Genomic DNA, 16444 nt, shown 5'->3' with positions numbered 1-16444 from the left:
ACCATGCGCATTGCCGCCCTCCAGATGCATGCGATCGCCGGCGACGGCGACGGCAATCTCCAGCGCATCGCGGCTGCTGCCGCCGATGCGGCGGCGGGCGGTGCCAAGCTGCTGATCGTGCCGGAACTCGCCGTCACCGGGTATGGCGCGGGGGAGGCGGCCTTCGCCGGCCTTGCCTCGCCGGCTACCGGCGAGGTGGCGCAACGGCTCGGCACGATTGCGCGCGAGAGCGGGCTTGCCATCGTCGCAGGCTTTGCCGAGCAGGAAGGCCGCGATACCTTCAACAGCGCGCTCTTCACCGACGGCATCGGCACCAATGCCGTCTACCGCAAATCCCACCTCTACGGCGATTATGAGCGCAATGCCTTCCGGCCCGGCGTTCCCGCCTCCGTCATGGTGGAACTGGGCGGCATCAGGCTCGGCATGCTGATCTGCTACGACGTGGAGTTTCCGGAAAACGTGCGTCGGCTGGCGCTCGCCGGCGCGGATCTGGTCGTGGTGCCGACGGCGCTGCCGAAGGGGTCTTCCGGCACCTTCATCGCCAACCACATGATCCAGGTGCGCGCCTTCGAAAACCAGGTCTTCGTCGCCTATATCAATCATTGCGGCGCCGACGATCATTTCACCTATGCCGGCCTGTCGCGCATCGCCGCACCCGACGGCAAGCTCCTCGCCGAAGCACCGGCCGAGGGCGAAACGTTGCTCTTTGCCGAAATCCGCCCGGAGGACTATGCGAAGTCGCGGGCGGAAAACACCTATCTCGTGGATATTGGCCGCCCGGCCTAGAGGCTGATCAGGGCCGTTCCGACGACGGCCAATGCCGCGCCAACCCAGGCGCGCGGTGCCGGCACGAGGCCGGTGCGCGTCCAGATCATCGGCAGGATGACGACCGGCGTCATCGACGAGAGCGTCGAGACGATGCCGATCGTGCCATGCGCCAGCGCCGCCATCAGCAGCGACATGCCCAGCCCGACGCCGAAGAAAGCGGAGCCGACTGCAAAACCCAGAGAGCGCTTTTCGATGCGGGCCGCGGGCTTCAGCGCGGGCAGAGGCACGAGCATCAAAAGCAGGAAGAACAGCGCCGCGATGCCGGAGCGCACGGCCATCGCGGTGAACGGTTCGACTCCGCTTGCCATGGCCGGGCGTGCGGCAAGGCTTCCCAGCGCCTGGCCGAGCGCGGTGATGACGCCAAGCGCGATGCCGAGCCACGGCGTCTTCTCGCCGCTCGTCTTGCTGGAGCCGCTGCGGGCGCTGATCGCCAGCACGATGCCTGAAAGCACGCAGGCGATGCCGATGCCCTGCTGGAGATCGAGCGTTTCGCCAAGGAAGACATAACCGAGGCCGACGGCGAAGGGCGCGGTGAGCGAGACAGCAGCGCGGTGGTGCGCGGGCCGGCCGCATAGATCGCCGCGAAATAGGTGGTGCTGGCGATGATGATGCCGAACAGGCTGGAGACGGCGAGGAAGCCGAGCTGCCTGGTGTCCACCGTGCGCCAGCCGCCCACGACGAGCGATGCCGCTGCCGTCATCAGGAAGGCCGCGCCCATTTGCAGGCGGGCGAGGTCGAGGAGGGCCAGGCGGCCGCGCAACTCGCCGACGAGCATGCCGCTGAGCGCAATGCAGACGGCGGCCGACAGGGCAAGGACTTCAGCGATGTACATGGAAAGCCAGACGATTGATCGTCCGGCCTATCGCATAGATTCTTGTGCGTGGATAGGGTTTTTCAGAGCCGGCCGTCCAGCGTCCTTGGGCCCCCAGCCCCGCGTCTCGATGGCGTAGAGGACGAAGGTCGTTCACGCCTGATACGTGATGCGGCCATCGCAAATCGTCGTGACCGGGCGGATCGCCGCGAGTTTCGCATGCTCGGCGGCTTCCACATTGCCGGAGAGCACGACGATATCGGCGAGATAGCCGGGCTTCAGCACGCCCTTGCGGTCTTCCATGAACTCCACCCAGGCACCGTTCTTGGTATAGGCGGCGAGCGTCTCGTTGAGCGAAAGCCGCTCGTCCTTCATGCCGTCCTTCCAGACGTCGCGCGACATGGCGCACTGGATGCAGTTCATCGGATCGAGCGGCGAAACCGGCCAGTCCGTGGCAAAGACGATCTCCGCCCCGGCATCGACCAGCGTGCGCCAGGCGAAGGCGTAGGGCCAGCGGTCTTCACCGATGTAGGAAAGGTAGGGTTCGAGCGGCAAGCCGGCGCTGCCCGGCGGGTGGGTCGGCTGCATGGAGGCGACGGTGCCGAGTTCCTTGAAGCGCGGAATGTCGTCCGGATGCACGACCTCGATATGCTCGATACGGTTGCGGCTGTCGCGCTTGCCGTTCGCGTTAATCGCGGCTTCATAGCCGTTCAGCACCATGCGCACCGCGCCGTCGCCGATGGCGTGCACGGCGACCGGCAGGCCGAGCTTGTCGGAGGCGATCGCGACATCGTTGAAATGGTCCTGCGAGAACAGCGGATCGCCCTTCAGGCCCGGCTGGTGGGCATAGTCCTCGACGAAGACCGCCGTGCCCGACTCCGTCACGCCATCCATGAAGAGTTTTACGAAGTCGCAGCGCAGCCGATCGGAATTGAAGCGCTCGCGCCAGGCGGCGGCCTTGGTTTCGAGGTCCGACAGCGGCATGAAGTTCTTCATGTGGAAGGGCATGCGCACGCGCACCGGAAGACCGACCGTACGCTCGATCTCGTCGAGCATTTCGAGCTGGTAGAGGCTGCCGTCCATGTTCTGCAAGGATGTGATGCCGAGCGAGGCGACATAGGCGAGGCCCTGCTTGATGATCGCGATGTCACCGGCGCGTTCTTCCGCCGTCACATGCTCCGGATCGCCGCCGGTGCCGACGCCGAGCATTTCGCGCCCGCCGGTCTCGCCGAGGGCCGAGACCGGGCGGATGGCGTTGCTTTCGCGCAGTTCGCCGTTGGCAAGCCCGTCGTCCCCCATGACGATCTCGTTGCCGACGCCCACATCGCGGCCTTCGAGGATGCCGCCCATCTTGAGGGCGAGCGTGTTCGCCCAGGCGGTGTGGTGGTCGGGTGCGAAGATGAGCAGCGCGCGGTCCGAGAGGATGCGGTCGAGATGATGGCGCGTCACGCGCTCGTCGTCGGAGAGGATCGTATAATCGGCCTGTTGGGCGACCAGCAGCTGGCGCTCGGGATATTCGGCCGCATAGGCCTTTACCGCGGCTTCCAGCGCCTCAAAACCCTTGACGCCGGAGAGCGACAGCTCGCTGAGTTCGGCGGAGCCGCCGAAAATGTGCATATGCGCTTCGTTGAAGCCCGGCAGAACCGTACCGCCCTTGGCGTCGATCACATGGGTGTCAGGGCCGGAAAAGGCGTCGATCTCGGCTTCGGAACCGACGGCCAGGATGCGGTTGCCGGAAACGGCGACGGCGGCTGCGTGCGGGTTCGCCTCGTCCATCGTGAGCACCCGCGCGTTGCGGATGATAAAGCTCGCTTCGGTCTGCATGGCGTATTTCCTCGATGTTTTTTAGATTGCCCGGCGACTGAGTGCCCGGAGGAACGTGAACAGGTCCTGGTTCTCCTCGTCGCCCAGCGGTTCCGGGTGGGAGGAGAGCTTGACGATGACCGTCTCCGTGCTGGGATCGACATAGAGCCATTGGCCGTGGATGCCGATGGCGCAAAAGGCCTGGTCGGCCTCGCCGGATTGATACCACTGGCTGCGGTAGCGCCCGTTCGGCAGGTCGACATTGCGGCCCTGCTGCCAGGCCTCCTTGTCGCCGTTCTCCTGCATGTCGCGGATCCAGGCTTCCGGCACGATCTGCTTGCCGTTGCGCGCGCCGCCGTTGCGCAGCAATTCGCCGAGGCGGGCGAGGTCACGTGCCGTCATGGAGACGCCGCCGGCGGTGCGCGGCGTGCCGATCGCATCCACGCTGATATCGGCGTTGCCCTTGGCGCCCATCGGCTTCCACAGCAGCTCGGAGGTGAGATCGGCGAAGCGGGCGCCCGTGACGCGCTCGATGACGACGCCGAGCAGGTCGGCGTTGGGTGAGGCATAGTAGAACGGCCCGCCATGCGGACGCTCGGCTTTCGGCAAGGCTACGAGGAAGGAGGCGAGCGTCTCGGGCTCTATATTCGGCTCCGGCGGGTTCCAGAGCATGGCGCGGCGATAACGCGCGAAGGCGCCGTGCGGGTCGAGATAGGCTTCCTCGAAATCGAGGCTGACGCGCATGTCCAGCACGTCGCGATAGGTGCAGTCGCCATAGACGCCGCCCTTGGCCTCGGGAAGGTAGTCCGTCACCGGCCGGTCGGGATCGATGAGGCCTTGGGCCTCCAGAATGCCGGAGACGACGGCCGTCAGCGACTTCGAGATGGAGAAGACGAGATGCGGCGCATTGGGGTCGGCATGCGGCGCGTAATATTCCGCGACCACCTCGCCCCGGCGCATCATGACGAAGGCGTCGGTATGGGCGAAATCGAGGAAGGCGCGCGCGCTTGCGGCACCGGCAAGGCCGGTTTCCATCGCCGCGTCGAGGAAGGCATCGCTTTGAAGCGGCACTTCCACTGCTGCGGCCTCCGCGGCGATCACCGCCGTCGGCACGAAATCGCGGACATTCTGAAAGGTCCAGCGGCTATAGGGGGCGGTACGCCAATTGGCGAGGGTGACATCGGCGCGGGAAAAGCCGTGCTGGTCCGTAAACGTCTTGATCATGACATATCCAGCCGAAGCGCGGGAAGGCGATGTGCCTTCCCGCGTAGGGCAGTCCTCATTTGTCGCGGCCGGGGCCGCTTACTTCTGCAGTTCGGTCCAGAGCTTGGTGTAAAGCTGCTGCGTTTCCGGCTCGCAAGTGGTGAGGAATTCGCCCGCCGCCTGGAATTCGGCGGGAACGACCAGCTCCGGCGCCGTCTTCATATCGGCCGGAAGGAACTCCTGCGAGCCCTTGATGCCGTTCGCATATTTGGCGAAGGAGGAGATGAGCGCCGCGTTTTCCGGGTCCATGATAAAGTTCATGAACAGCTTGGCGTTCTCGGTGTTCTTCGCATCCTTCAGGATAGCGACGCTATCCATGAAATACGGGAAACCTTCTTTCGGATAGCCGAACTTGATGTCTGCGTTCTTGACGCGTGAACGCATGATGGCGCCGTTCCAATAGTACACGGCGGCATAGTCGCCAGCGGGCAGCTTTTCCGTCACGCTGTAGTCCATGGCGAGCCATTTCGACTTCGCTTCGACGAGCTTGTCCCGGACCTTGCGCAGGACGTCTTTGTCCATGGTGCACCAGTCGCCGCCGAAATATTTGATCGTGGCGAAGAGAACGTCGTTCATTTCCGGTGCGACATTGATCTTTCCGGCAAGTTCTTCCGGCGGATCCAGGAAAATCGCCGATGTGTTGATGTCGCCTTTGTAGACCGAACTGTTGACGCCGATGCCGGTCAGGCCCCAGAGCCACGGAACGGTGTAGTGACGGCCCGGATCCCAGGCCACATCGACCCAGCGTTCGTCGACATTCTTGAAATTCTCCATCTGGTCCGGTCGGGCTTCCTGCAGGAGACCTTCCTTGACCCATATCTGAACATAGTTCGCAGAGGGCACCACGATATCGAAGCCATGACCGCCGGCGCGGACCTTGGCGAGCGCTGTATCGTTCGAATCGTAGTCGGTGATCGTCACCTTCACGTCGAACTGCTTCTCGAACTTCTTGATCAGTTCCGGGTTGGTGTAGTCACCCCAGTTGTAGATATTGAGTTCGCCCGCCGCCGATGCCGCGTTGGCGGCAAACAGCGTCGCAATCGCAATGGTTGCAGTCGTCGTCATCCATTTCATTGTCATTCTCTGTTCCTCTCTGTCGTTTGTTTTCGAGATAATCACTGTTTTCGTCGGTTGATGAAGAAGAAGATCACGACGAGTGCCGTAGAAAGCGCGAGGAAAACCGTGGCGATGGCGTTGATCTCCGGCGTAGTCTCGCGCCGCAACTGCCCCAGCATATAGGTGGGCAACGTGTCCTGCCCGCCGGACTTCACGAACTCCGTAATCACGACGTCGTCGAGTGAAATGACGAATGCCAGCATGAAACCTGCAATAATCGCCGGGCGAAGCAAGGGCAAAGTCACATGCCGAAAGGTCATCCAGCTCGTGGCATAGAGGTCGGCCGCCGCCCGCTCGAGCGTCAGATCCATGCTTTCGAGCCGGGCACGAATTGGCAGATAGGCGAAGGGGATGCAGAAGGCAGTGTGCGCAAGGATCAGGTAGCCGAGGCCCGAGTAGCCGGTCCAGACCTTGATCCGCGAGAAGACGATGAGCAGGGCGACGGCCGTGACGATTTCCGGCACCATGAGGGGCTGGTTGATGATGGCGTACTTGAAGGTCAAGCCGCGATAGGGTTGCGTTCGTGTCGTCGCCAGCGCCGCCATGGTGGCTGCGACCGTCGCGAGAAGGGCCGCCCAGACCGCGATGGTGATAGAACGCATTGCAGCATCCTGTACGGCCGTGTTCTGCCAGGCAGCAACGAACCAGCGCGACGAGAACCCGCCCCACTGAGACAGGGATTCCGCACCATTGAAGGAGTAGGCGACCAGCGCGGCGATCGGAAGATAGAGTGCGAAGAACGTGAACAGAGTGATAAGCCCGAAGCCGGGCTGGGCACGGATGTCGAAGCGCGATTTAAACATGATTCGCTCCTCCGCGTGAGGCGTTGCGGACATAGAAGATCAGCGCAACCATCACCAGAGCCATCAGGGTGATCGACATCGCAGCGCCAAGCGGCCAGTTGCGGCCCGACCCGAACTGCATTTCGATCAGGTTGCCGAGCATCATGTTCTTCCCCCCACCCAGGACGCGCGGAATGACGTAGGCGCCGAGCGACGGAATAAAGACGAGGATCGACCCGGCGATGATCCCGGGTTTTACCAGCGGGATCACGATACGGCGCAAGACTTGAAAGCGGGTAGCATAAAGATCGTATCCTGCCTCCACCAGCCTGAAGTCGAGCTTCTCGATCGAGGCGTAGAGCGGCAGCACCATGAGCGGCAGGTAGACATAGGTCATGCCGAGGAGGTTGGCCGTGTCGGTGTACATGATCTGTAGCGGGGTTTTAATCACGCCCAGCCAAATGAGGGCGTTGTTCAAAAGCCCCTCATTGCGAATGACCTGCTGCATCGCGAAGGTCCGGATGAGAAGGTTGGTCCAGAACGGTATCGTGACCAGGAAGACCCAAATCTCACGGGTATGCGGTGGGCGGGTCGCAATGAAATAGGCCGTTGGAAAACCGAGGATCACAGTGAGGACCGTCGTGAAGAACGACAACTGAAGCGAGCGCCAGATGATCGACAAATGCGCTTGCGCAAGTCCTAGCGTGTCGTCGAATATATCGCGCTGAAAGAAGACCGACACCCAGCCATCGAGCGAGAATTCGCCGAGCCTGACGTCGCCATAATCGCCCTTCGTCATGAAGGAATAAAGCAGCATGACGAACAGCGGCCCGACAGCTGCAAAGAAGATGATGACGAGCGCGGGTGCGCTAAGCAGCCAGCGGGAGCGAATATCCTTTTTCTGAGCCGCGATAGCGGCCTCCTGAGCGCCGCTCATCGTCAGTCCCTCAGAATCTGGGCGACGTCGTCGCTGAGGTTGATACCGACCATTTCGTTCTTGGAAAAACCACAAGGACCGCTGCGGGCATTTTGCTGACGGACCATGAAGGCGACACCGTCTTCAAGATGGATGTGAAAATGCGTATCGGTGCCGAGATAGACGATCTCATGGACGGTGCCGCGCAAGGCCGAAGCGGGTGACGGGGCATTGACCTGGGCATGTTCCGGACGAACGACCACGGTGACCTTGCCGCTCGGAACAATGTCCGCCGGAAAGGTCGCCAAGATTTCGGTTCCCGAGGAGAGCCGCACGCGAGCCTTGTCTCCGGAAACCGAAACGACGTCGGCCTCCAGGAAATTCGTCTCGCCGATGAAGTCGGCGACGAAGCGTTCGGAGGGGCGGTCGTAGATGTCCCAGGGCGAGCCGATCTGGCGCACCGTGCCCGTCGACATGACGGCGATGCGGTCGGACATGGTGAGCGCTTCTTCCTGGTCATGGGTGACGAAGACGAAGGTGATGCCGGTTTCGGTCTGGAGCCGCTTCAGTTCCACCTGCATGGATTTACGCAGTTTGAGATCGAGGGCGGAGAGCGGCTCGTCGAGCAGCAGCACCTTCGGCCGCGGTGCAAGGGCGCGCGCGAGCGCCACGCGCTGCTGCTGGCCGCCGGAAAGCTGGGTGACCGGGTTGTTGCCGCGCCCGTCGAGATGCACGAGCTTCAGCATGTCGCCCACGACCGAGTCGATTTCCGACTTCGGCTTGCCCAGCATCTTCAGGCCGAAACCGATGTTTTCGGCCACCGTCAGGTGCGGGAAGAGGGCGTAGTTCTGGAAGACCGTGTTGACCGGCCGCTGGTTCGGCGGCAGGCGGGAAATGTCCGTCCCGTCGAGCAGGACCTTCCCCTCGGTGGGCAGTTCGAAACCGGCGATCATGCGAAGGAGGGTGGTCTTTCCGCAGCCGGACGGGCCGAGAAGGGTGAAGAATTCATTCGAGCGGATTTCCAGCGAAACGTCGTCGACGGCCTGGAAGTTGCCGAACCATTTCTTGATGCCATGCATACCAATGGCGCCGCCATGGGCGCCGGTCGTTCGGGTCTCAGTCATCGGTTCCCCGTTTTTCGGCGGCGTGTCCGAGCTTTGCCCGATCCGCCGACTGTCCTCTCGTCCGGCCGTCGATCGCGGCTCTTATGTGATAGGCTTGTCTTGCTTATGATCACAACAAACCATAATTTGATCAAATCTGTAAAGGGCCATTTTGTGCTTTGGGAATTTATCCGCCCAGCGTGCAAAGACCACGGAATTCAGCCCTGAGACGATAGCCGGCGTAGACCGGGTCTACAGACGGGAGGATTTGAGCATGTTGGTTGCAGCCAGTCGAGAGACGTCCGAATCCGCCAAGCAGTGGGTCTACCGCGTGCTCAGGCGGGGCATCATGACGGGGCAGTTCGAGCCGGGCGACCCGGTCACCATCAATGGCCTTGCCGAGACGCTCGGCGTCAGCGCCATGCCGGTGCGCGAGGCCCTGCACCGCCTCGTCGCCGATGGCGCGCTGGAGCTGCTCGACAATCGCCGCGTGCGCGTGCCGGACCTCGATCCGCAGCGTTTCGAGGAGGTGATGGAGGCGCGCGTTGCGCTCGAAACCCGCGCCGCCGAGCGGGCCATGCCGTTCATCGACGAGACGCGGCTCGCCCGCATGCGGGCCTTCGACCAGCAGGCCGACCAGGCGCTGGCCATCGGGAATTTCGGGCGGCTGGTGGAGGCGAACTTCGACTTTCACCGCTGCCTCTACGAGGCGCGGCCGGGCACCGTGCTGCTGCCGCTGATCGAATCCCTCTGGCTGCGCCTCGGCCCCTTCATGCGCCGGGCGGGCGAGACGCTGTCGGAGACCTACCAGGTCGACCGGCACGCCGAGGCGCTTTGCGCCATCGTCAAGCAGGATGCGGAAGCCCTGAAGGTCGCCATCGCCGCCGATATCCGTGACGGCGCCGGCCATCTCGGGCGCAGCCATTTCGAACGGATCGCTGCCCTGGAAGAACGTGCCGATGGGTCTCGCGACCGAAAGACGGGAACATTTACGCTCTAACGCTTGCCGCTCGGGGCCAATCGCCGGTAAATCTCTGCGCGATTTGTTATGCCCGTGCGTCGGAGGCCGCCTTGAACGACAACAATGTCCTGAAATTCGAACGCCGGAAGCCGGAGCCGGAGAACAAGCCCAAGGCGCCGAAGCCGAAAAAGGGCCTGATCTGGCTCGCCGTCATCGCCGTGATCGCGCTCGTCTGGGCCTATTACCAGTTCCTCGCGCCGCAGGCTCTCTGAGTAGCCGTAGGAGGAAAACGATGTCCGGGGATGCCGACAAGGGGAAGGGAAAGACGGAGGAGGCGCCGGATCTGGTTCGGCACTATCGCCCCGTCGCGATCCGCTCCGTGCTCGCCGCCCATGCCATGATCCCGCGAACACCGGCGCCCGCTGCCCCGGAGCCGCCATCGGGTACGGGCTTTGCCCTGCCGTCGGGCTTTCATTCCGTTCCGGAGGATTGAGCCGTTCCGCTTGATTTCGTCGCCCGCATGGCGCATCTGGCATGCGACCTCAATGCGGTGGCGGCATGAAAGCAAGCGGACTGAACGTACTGGTCATCGACGAGAACCGGATTCGCGCCGCCATCATCGAGGAGGGCCTGCGGGATTCGGGTTATGACCAGGTCACCGTCATCGACGTGATGCACGGGCTGGCGCGGCGCATCGCCGATCTCAATCCGGACGTCATCGTCATCGATCTCGAAAACCCCAACCGCGACATGCTGGAGAGCATCTTCCAGCTTTCCCGCGCGGTGAAGCGTCCCATCGCCATGTTCGTCGACAAGTCGGACGAGGCCTCCATCGAGGCGGCGGTGGAGGCGGGCGTCTCCGCCTATATTGTCGATGGACTGAAGCAGGAGCGCGTGCGGCCGATCCTGAAAATGGCGATCAGCCGCTTCAATGCCTTTTCCCGCCTCAGCCGGGAACTGGAGGAGACGCGCGGCGAGCTGGAGAACCGCAAGGCGATCGATCGCGCCAAGGGGTTGTTGATGCGCTCGCGCGGGCTTTCGGAAGAAGAAGCCTATGCGCTGCTGCGCCGCACGGCGATGAACCAGAACCGCAAGATCGTCGAGATCGCCCAAAGCCTCATCACGGCGGCCAGCCTGCTCGATCCGGGAGCCAAGGAATGACGATGCGCCACGCCATCACCGCCGGCTTCGTGCCGCTGCTCGACAGCGCGCTGCTCGTCGTCGCCCGGGAAAAGGGTTTTGCCGATGCGCAGTCGATCGACCTTACTCTGGTTCGCGAACGCTCCTGGGCGAGCATTCGCGACCGCCTTGCCGTTCGCCAGTTCGACGTTGCGCATATCCTCGGCCCCATGCCGATCGCCTGCAATCTCGGCCTCAGCGCGCCGGCGCCCGAGATGATCGTGCCGATGGCGCTGGGGCTTGGCGGCAATGCCGTCACCGTCTCGGCCGCGCTGTGGCAGGCGATGGCGGGGGAAGGGGCGCGCGCCGATCTCGACGCGCGCGCCAACGGCACTGCGCTGCGCAAGGTCATCGACGATCGGAAAGGCGAGCCGCTGCGCTTCGGCGTCGTGCATCCCTATTCGGGGCATAATTACGAGCTGCGCTACTGGCTGGCGGCCAGCGGCATCGATCCGGACCGCGACATCGAGATCGTCGTGCTGCCGCCGCCGGACATGGGCGATGCGCTCGCCCAAGGCGCCATCGACGGCTATTGCGCCGGCGAGCCTTGGAACACATTTGGGGTCATGAAACGCGGCGGGCATCTCGCCACCGTCAAGGCCGCGATCTGGCGCTCGAGCCCGGAAAAAGTGCTGGGCGTCAATGCCCGCTGGGGCGAAAGCCATCCCGACGCGATGGCCGCCCTGCTCGTGGCGCTCTACGAAGCGTCCCTGTGGTGCGCCAGGCCGGAAAACCGCGAGGATCTGGCGCAGCTGCTGGCAAAACCCGCCTATGTCGGGCGGGACGCCGCGCTGCTGCTGCCGGCGCTGAGCGGCGAGCTTCCGGTCGGCGGTGGTGCGGTGCAGAGCGTCAGGGACTTTTTCGTTCCGAATGCCAAGGCCGCGACCTTCCCGTGGAAAAGCCATGCCCTGTGGTTCTACACCCAGATGGTCCGGTGGGATCAGGTCAAGCACACGGCCGAACGCCAGAAAATCGCCGCGGAAACCTATCGGCCCGATCTATATCGGGCTGCGCTGAACGGGCTCGGCATTGCGATGCCGTCGGCCAGTTCCAAGGTGGAAGGAGCATTGACGGTGGAAACGCCGGTCGGCTCGTCCGGTGCGCTGACGCTCGGGCCGGACGGCTTCTTCGATGGCGGGCGTTTCGATCCGGATGCCGTGGACGACTATATCGCGGCGCAATCCCGATAGCGCTTATTTTATGCGCACTGCACAAAAAGTGGCTTCCTGTTTGCACGGAGTGGACACGTTGCGCGGTGTGTTGCGCTTCGGATTTTCAGGATTCCTTTGAAAATCAATAGGTTAAGAAAACTGGCACGCTGCTTGCTTTTCTTCTCATAGGCCCTCGGGCCACGATATCGGCGTCCAACGACGGGCGCCACCAGCAAAGCCGCTGATCAGGTTTCTCCGCGCACACGCTTGTCCGTGCGACGCGAGGAAATCTGGCCAGCGGCTTTTTTGTTTTTCAACCCCAAGATTGGAGCGGCACGACCTTGTCGGGCCACGGAGAAGCCATGTCCGAGACCAAGCAGCCTCTTTCCGCCGGCGAACCGGCAGTTGCCCTGTGGATGTCCACCTTCGCCTTCACCATCTGTTTCGCCGTCTGGACGATCTTCGCGATCATCGGCATCCGCATCAAGGATGACCTCGGGCTCTCCGAGGCCCAGTTCGGCCTTCTCGTCGGCACGCCCATCCTCACCGGCTCGCTGGTGCGCATCGTGCTCGGCGTCTGGACGCCGCGTTATGGCGGCCGCCTGGTCTATACGCTGACCATGCTGGCGGCGGCCCTGTCCACGCTGATGCTCTCCCACGCCACCACCTTCCCGCAGATGCTGCTCGCCGGCCTCGGCGTGGGCCTTGCCGGCGGCTCCTTTGCCGTGGGCGTCGCCTATGTCTCGCCCTTCTTCCCGGCGGAAAAGCAGGGCACGGTGCTCGGCATTTTCGGCGCGGGCAATGTCGGTGCGGCGCTGACCAAATTCCTCGCCCCCCTGGTGCTCGTCGCCGCCGGCTGGCAGATGGTCGCCGAACTCTGGGCCGCGGCGCTGATCCTCACGGCCTGCCTCTTCTGGTTCACCACCAGCGACGACCCGGCCTTCCAGAGCCGCCGCGACGGCAAGGCGCCGAAGCGCAGCCTCGCGCAGGAATTCGCGCCGTTGAAGAATGCCCGTGTCTGGCGCTTCTCGCTCTACTATTTCTTCGCCTTCGGCGGCTTCGTCGCGCTGTCGCTCTGGCTGCCGCGCTACCTCGTCGGCGTCTATGGCTTCGACATCGCCACGGCCGGCATGGTCGCCGCCGCCTATTCCATTCCCGGTAGCATTTTTCGTGCCCTCGGCGGCATGCTGTCCGATCGCAAGGGTGCGCGCAGCGTCATGTACTGGATGTTCGGCGTCTCGGCGGTCGCGACGCTCGTTCTATCGCTGCCGGCCGGCGTTTCCCCCGCGGTCTTCATCGTCACCGTCTTCGTGCTCGGCTTCGTCATGAGCCTCGGCAAGGCTGCCGTCTACAAGCATATCCCGGCCTATTACCCCGATGGCGTCGGCGCGGTCGGCGGCGTCGTCGGCATGGTCGGCGGGCTCGGCGGCTTCGTGCTGCCCATCGCCTTCGGCCTGCTCAAGGACGCGACGGGCCTGTGGTCGAGCTGTTTCCTGCTGCTCTTCGCCGTCGTCGCCGTCTCGCTGATCTGGATGCACCTCTCCATCCGCCAGATGGAGCGCCCCTCCGCCTCCGCCATCGCTGCGTAATTGTTAGGAAACACCATGACCGAGAAACTCGTCATCGTCGGCAATGGCATGGCGCCGGGCCGCATGCTGGAGCACCTGCTGGAAAAGGTGCCCGGCCAGTACCAGGTGACCATCTTCAACGCCGAGCCGCGCGTCAATTACGACCGCATCATGCTCTCGCCGGTGCTCTCCGGCGAGAAGGACTACGAACAGATCATCATCCACGGCGACGGCTGGTACATCAAACACGGCATCACGCTCTACAAGGGCCACCGCATCGTCGCGATCGACCGTGATGCCAAGACGGTCACCTCGGATCACGGCGTGACGGAAAGCTACGACAAGCTGGTGATCGCCACCGGCTCGGTGCCCTTCATCATCCCCGTGCCCGGCAACAACCTGCCCGGCGTCATCACCTATCGCGACCTCGACGACGTGCAGGCCATGCTGCTCGCCGCCCAGTCGCGCGAGAAGGCGGTGGTCATCGGTGGCGGCCTGCTCGGCCTGGAAGCGGCCGCCGGCCTTGCCGGGCGCGGCATGGACGTCACCGTGCTGCACGTCATGCCGACCCTTATGGACCGCCAGCTCGACCCCGCCGCCGGTTATCTCCTGCAAAGGGAGCTCGAAGGGCGCGGCATCAAGGTCGTCTGCAAGGCGAACACCAAGGCCATCGTCGGAAACGGCAGGGTCGAGGGCATCGAGCTGGAGGACGGCCGCATCATTCCCGCGACGCTGGTCGTCATGGCCGTCGGCATCCGCCCGAGCGTCGGGCTTGCCAAGGAGGCCGGCCTTGCCGTCAATCGCGGCATCGTCGTCGATCACGGCATGCAGACCTCGGACGGCAGCATTCTGGCGCTCGGCGAATGCGCGGAAGTGGCGGGCCAGGTCTATGGCCTCGTCGCGCCGCTTTATGAAATGGCGCGCGTCGCCGCCTCGCATCTTGCCGGCGAGCGTTCCGCCGCCTTCGTGCATTCCGATACGCCGACCAAGCTCAAGGTCACCGGCATCGAACTCTTCTCGCTCGGCGATTTCGCCGATGGCGACGACCGGGAGGAGATCGTGCTGCGTGACGCTTCCGCCGGCGTCTACAAGCGGCTCGTGCTGAAGGACAACCGCATCATCGGCACGGTGCTCTACGGCGAGACGGCGGACGGCGCCTGGTTCAACGATCTCAAGAAGAAGGCGACCGACATCTCCGAGATGCGCGAGACGCTGATCTTCGGCCAGGCCTACCAGGGGGGCGCTCCGCTGGACCCTATGGCGGCCGTTGCAGCCTTGCCGGATGATGCGGAAATCTGCGGCTGCAACGGCGTCTGCAAGGGCCGGATCGTCTCGACCATCACCGACAAGGGCCTGACCTCGCTCGACGACGTGCGCGCCCACACCAAGGCGTCCGCCTCCTGCGGCTCCTGCACCGGCCTCGTCGAACAGCTGATGACGCTGACGCTCGGCGACAGCTACAACCCCGCCGCGGTTCAGCCGATGTGCGGCTGCACCGATCTCGGCCATGACGACGTGCGCCGCCTGATCAAGGCGAAGGGGCTGAAGACCATTCCCGCCGTCATGCAGGAACTGGAATGGAAGACTTCCTGCGGCTGCGCCAAGTGCCGTCCGGCGCTCAACTACTATCTCGTCTGCGACTGGCCGGGCGACTATGCCGACGACTACCAGTCGCGCTTCATCAACGAACGCGTGCACGCCAATATCCAGAAGGATGGCACCTATTCCGTCGTGCCGCGCATGTGGGGCGGCGTTACCAATGCGGGCGAATTGCGCGCCATCGCCGATGTGGTCGACAAGTTCGAAATCCCGCTGGTCAAGGTGACGGGCGGCCAGCGCATCGACCTGCTCGGCATCGAGAAGGAGGATCTGCCCGCCGTCTGGGCCGATCTCGGCAAGGCCGGCTTCATCTCAGGGCAAGCTTACGCGAAAGGGTTGCGCACCGTAAAAACCTGCGTCGGCTCCGACTGGTGCCGCTTCGGCACGCAGGATTCCACCGGGCTCGGCATCCGCATCGAAAAGTTCATGTGGGGCTCCTGGACACCGGCCAAGCTGAAGCTCGCCGTCTCCGGCTGTCCGCGCAACTGCGCGGAGGCGACCTGCAAGGACATCGGCGTGATCTGTGTCGATAGCGGCTTCGAGATCCATTTCGCCGGTGCTGCCGGCCTCGACATCAAGGGCACGGAGGTTCTCGGCCTCGTCAAGACCGAGGACGAGGCGCTGGAGCATATCGTGGCGCTGACGCAGATGTATCGCGAGCAGGCGCGCTATCTCGAGCGCATCTACAAATGGGCCAAGCGCGTCGGCCTGGACGAAATCCGCCGTCAGATCATGGGCGATGCGGTGAAGCGCCGGGCCTATTACGAGCGCTTCGTCTTCAGCCAAAAGTTCGCTCAGATCGATCCGTGGTCGGAGCGCGTCTCCGGCAAGGACAAACACGAATTCAGGCCGATGGCGACCATCGGCTACGGCGAGGCCGCGGAATGAGGGGCGTGGACATGACCTGGTTTTCCATCGGGACTATAGCCGACATTCCCCTGCGCGGCGCACGCTGCGTGAAGACGCCGCAAGGCAAGATCGCCGTCTTCCGCACCGCGGAAAACGAGGTTTTCGCCATCGAGGACCATTGCCCGCACAAGGGTGGACCGCTGTCGCAGGGCATCGTGCATGCCAAATCGGTGACCTGCCCGCTGCACAACTGGGTGATCTCGCTGGAGACCGGCAAGGCGCTCGGTGCGGACGAGGGGGCGGTGAAGACCCTTCAACTGCGCAACGAGGACGGTGCTCTGTTCGTCGCGCTCGAAAGCCTGATGATGGCGGCGGAGTAGGCTTGTGATGCAGACAAGAGTACCCCCCTCTGTCCTGCCGGACATCTCCCCCTCAAGGGGGGAGATTGGATGGAGCGCGGGCGCGCTTCCCCAATGGGCGTCGAGGAATTCGACCTGCGAAAGTGATGTGAAGCA

The 16444-nt window shown here is 63.7% G+C and carries 16 protein-coding genes; 9 read left to right on the top strand and 7 right to left on the bottom strand.

Annotated elements, in window-relative coordinates:
- Positions 1–3: 3 nt before the first annotated feature.
- Entirely contained in the window at positions 4–786 is a 783-nt protein-coding gene (locus VGN93_RS21665) for a carbon-nitrogen hydrolase family protein (RefSeq protein WP_327509098.1), read from the top strand.
- Here VGN93_RS21665 and VGN93_RS21660 read toward each other — a convergent pair.
- The 7 genes from VGN93_RS21660 to VGN93_RS21630 form a co-directional block, all read right to left on the bottom strand.
- Positions 783–1280: an EamA family transporter gene (locus VGN93_RS21660; protein WP_327509097.1), complete on the bottom strand. Its 498-nt coding sequence runs from the start codon at positions 1278–1280 to the stop codon at positions 783–785. The two genes, VGN93_RS21665 and VGN93_RS21660, sit on opposite strands and share 4 nt — an antisense overlap.
- Positions 1281–1792: 512 nt before the next feature.
- On the bottom strand, positions 1793–3463 hold the full coding sequence (locus tag VGN93_RS21655; RefSeq protein ID WP_327509096.1) for an amidohydrolase: 1671 nt from the start codon (positions 3461–3463) through the stop codon (positions 1793–1795).
- 21 nt (positions 3464–3484) lie between these two features.
- Entirely contained in the window at positions 3485–4666 is a 1182-nt protein-coding gene (locus VGN93_RS21650) for a serine hydrolase (protein ID WP_327509095.1), read from the bottom strand.
- A gap of 78 nt (positions 4667–4744) precedes the next feature.
- The gene (locus VGN93_RS21645; RefSeq protein ID WP_319314851.1) at positions 4745–5779 is read right to left on the bottom strand and encodes an extracellular solute-binding protein; all 1035 of its coding nucleotides are present in this window, start codon (positions 5777–5779) and stop codon (positions 4745–4747) included.
- Positions 5780–5820: 41 nt separating this feature from the next.
- Positions 5821–6624 (bottom strand): ABC transporter permease, encoded by an 804-nt coding sequence (locus VGN93_RS21640; protein WP_319314492.1) that lies wholly within the window; start codon positions 6622–6624, stop codon positions 5821–5823.
- Positions 6617–7540 carry an ABC transporter permease gene (locus VGN93_RS21635; protein WP_327509094.1) on the bottom strand — a complete coding sequence of 308 codons (924 nt, stop codon included), beginning with the start codon at positions 7538–7540 and terminating at the stop codon, positions 6617–6619. Before VGN93_RS21635 ends, VGN93_RS21640 begins: the two co-directional genes overlap by 8 nt.
- A 2-nt stretch (positions 7541–7542) precedes the next feature.
- Positions 7543–8643 carry an ABC transporter ATP-binding protein gene (locus tag VGN93_RS21630; RefSeq protein ID WP_413818623.1) on the bottom strand — a complete coding sequence of 367 codons (1101 nt, stop codon included), beginning with the start codon at positions 8641–8643 and terminating at the stop codon, positions 7543–7545.
- A gap of 253 nt (positions 8644–8896) precedes the next feature.
- Between VGN93_RS21630 and VGN93_RS21625 the strand changes: the two genes are divergently transcribed.
- The 8 genes from VGN93_RS21625 to nirD all read left to right on the top strand — a co-directional run bounded on the left by VGN93_RS21625 (position 8897) and on the right by nirD (position 16309).
- Positions 8897–9622 (top strand): GntR family transcriptional regulator, encoded by a 726-nt coding sequence (locus tag VGN93_RS21625; RefSeq protein ID WP_319314496.1) that lies wholly within the window; start codon positions 8897–8899, stop codon positions 9620–9622.
- Between the two features lie 71 nt (positions 9623–9693).
- Positions 9694–9855 carry a hypothetical protein gene (locus VGN93_RS21620; protein ID WP_319314498.1) on the top strand — a complete coding sequence of 54 codons (162 nt, stop codon included), beginning with the start codon at positions 9694–9696 and terminating at the stop codon, positions 9853–9855.
- Between the two features lie 20 nt (positions 9856–9875).
- Entirely contained in the window at positions 9876–10076 is a 201-nt protein-coding gene (locus VGN93_RS21615; RefSeq protein ID WP_327509093.1) for a hypothetical protein, read from the top strand.
- A gap of 65 nt (positions 10077–10141) precedes the next feature.
- A complete protein-coding gene (locus VGN93_RS21610) occupies positions 10142–10744 on the top strand; it encodes an ANTAR domain-containing response regulator (protein WP_256116546.1) in 603 nt (200 codons plus the stop codon).
- Entirely contained in the window at positions 10741–11952 is a 1212-nt protein-coding gene (locus VGN93_RS21605) for a CmpA/NrtA family ABC transporter substrate-binding protein (protein WP_327509092.1), read from the top strand. Before VGN93_RS21610 ends, VGN93_RS21605 begins: the two co-directional genes overlap by 4 nt.
- A 323-nt stretch (positions 11953–12275) precedes the next feature.
- Positions 12276–13502 (top strand): nitrate/nitrite transporter, encoded by a 1227-nt coding sequence (locus tag VGN93_RS21600; protein ID WP_327509091.1) that lies wholly within the window; start codon positions 12276–12278, stop codon positions 13500–13502.
- Positions 13503–13517: 15 nt separating this feature from the next.
- On the top strand, positions 13518–15968 hold the full coding sequence (gene nirB / locus VGN93_RS21595) for a nitrite reductase large subunit NirB (RefSeq protein ID WP_327509090.1): 2451 nt from the start codon (positions 13518–13520) through the stop codon (positions 15966–15968).
- A gap of 11 nt (positions 15969–15979) precedes the next feature.
- Positions 15980–16309, top strand: coding sequence for a nitrite reductase small subunit NirD (gene nirD, locus VGN93_RS21590; protein WP_327509089.1), 330 nt, complete (start codon positions 15980–15982; stop codon positions 16307–16309).
- Positions 16310–16444 lie beyond the last annotated feature (135 nt).

The organism is Shinella sp., from assembly GCF_035998705.1.
Lineage (GTDB): Bacteria > Pseudomonadota > Alphaproteobacteria > Rhizobiales > Rhizobiaceae > Shinella.
The sequence above is the reverse complement of the archived record's forward strand: the minus strand, read 5'-3'. Positions and strand labels throughout refer to the sequence as shown.

Coding starts and splice junctions, on each gene's coding strand:
- VGN93_RS21665 (WP_327509098.1), top strand. CDS start 4: ATGCGCATTGCCGCCCTCCAGATGCATGCGATCGCCGGCGACGGCGAC.
- VGN93_RS21655 (WP_327509096.1), bottom strand. CDS start 3,463: ATGCAGACCGAAGCGAGCTTTATCATCCGCAACGCGCGGGTGCTCACG.
- VGN93_RS21650 (WP_327509095.1), bottom strand. CDS start 4,666: ATGATCAAGACGTTTACGGACCAGCACGGCTTTTCCCGCGCCGATGTC.
- VGN93_RS21645 (WP_319314851.1), bottom strand. CDS start 5,779: ATGAAATGGATGACGACGACTGCAACCATTGCGATTGCGACGCTGTTT.
- VGN93_RS21640 (WP_319314492.1), bottom strand. CDS start 6,624: ATGTTTAAATCGCGCTTCGACATCCGTGCCCAGCCCGGCTTCGGGCTT.
- VGN93_RS21635 (WP_327509094.1), bottom strand. CDS start 7,540: ATGAGCGGCGCTCAGGAGGCCGCTATCGCGGCTCAGAAAAAGGATATT.
- VGN93_RS21630 (WP_413818623.1), bottom strand. CDS start 8,643: ATGACTGAGACCCGAACGACCGGCGCCCATGGCGGCGCCATTGGTATG.
- VGN93_RS21625 (WP_319314496.1), top strand. CDS start 8,897: ATGTTGGTTGCAGCCAGTCGAGAGACGTCCGAATCCGCCAAGCAGTGG.
- VGN93_RS21615 (WP_327509093.1), top strand. CDS start 9,876: ATGTCCGGGGATGCCGACAAGGGGAAGGGAAAGACGGAGGAGGCGCCG.
- VGN93_RS21610 (WP_256116546.1), top strand. CDS start 10,142: ATGAAAGCAAGCGGACTGAACGTACTGGTCATCGACGAGAACCGGATT.
- VGN93_RS21605 (WP_327509092.1), top strand. CDS start 10,741: ATGACGATGCGCCACGCCATCACCGCCGGCTTCGTGCCGCTGCTCGAC.
- VGN93_RS21600 (WP_327509091.1), top strand. CDS start 12,276: ATGTCCGAGACCAAGCAGCCTCTTTCCGCCGGCGAACCGGCAGTTGCC.
- nirB (WP_327509090.1), top strand. CDS start 13,518: ATGACCGAGAAACTCGTCATCGTCGGCAATGGCATGGCGCCGGGCCGC.
- nirD (WP_327509089.1), top strand. CDS start 15,980: ATGACCTGGTTTTCCATCGGGACTATAGCCGACATTCCCCTGCGCGGC.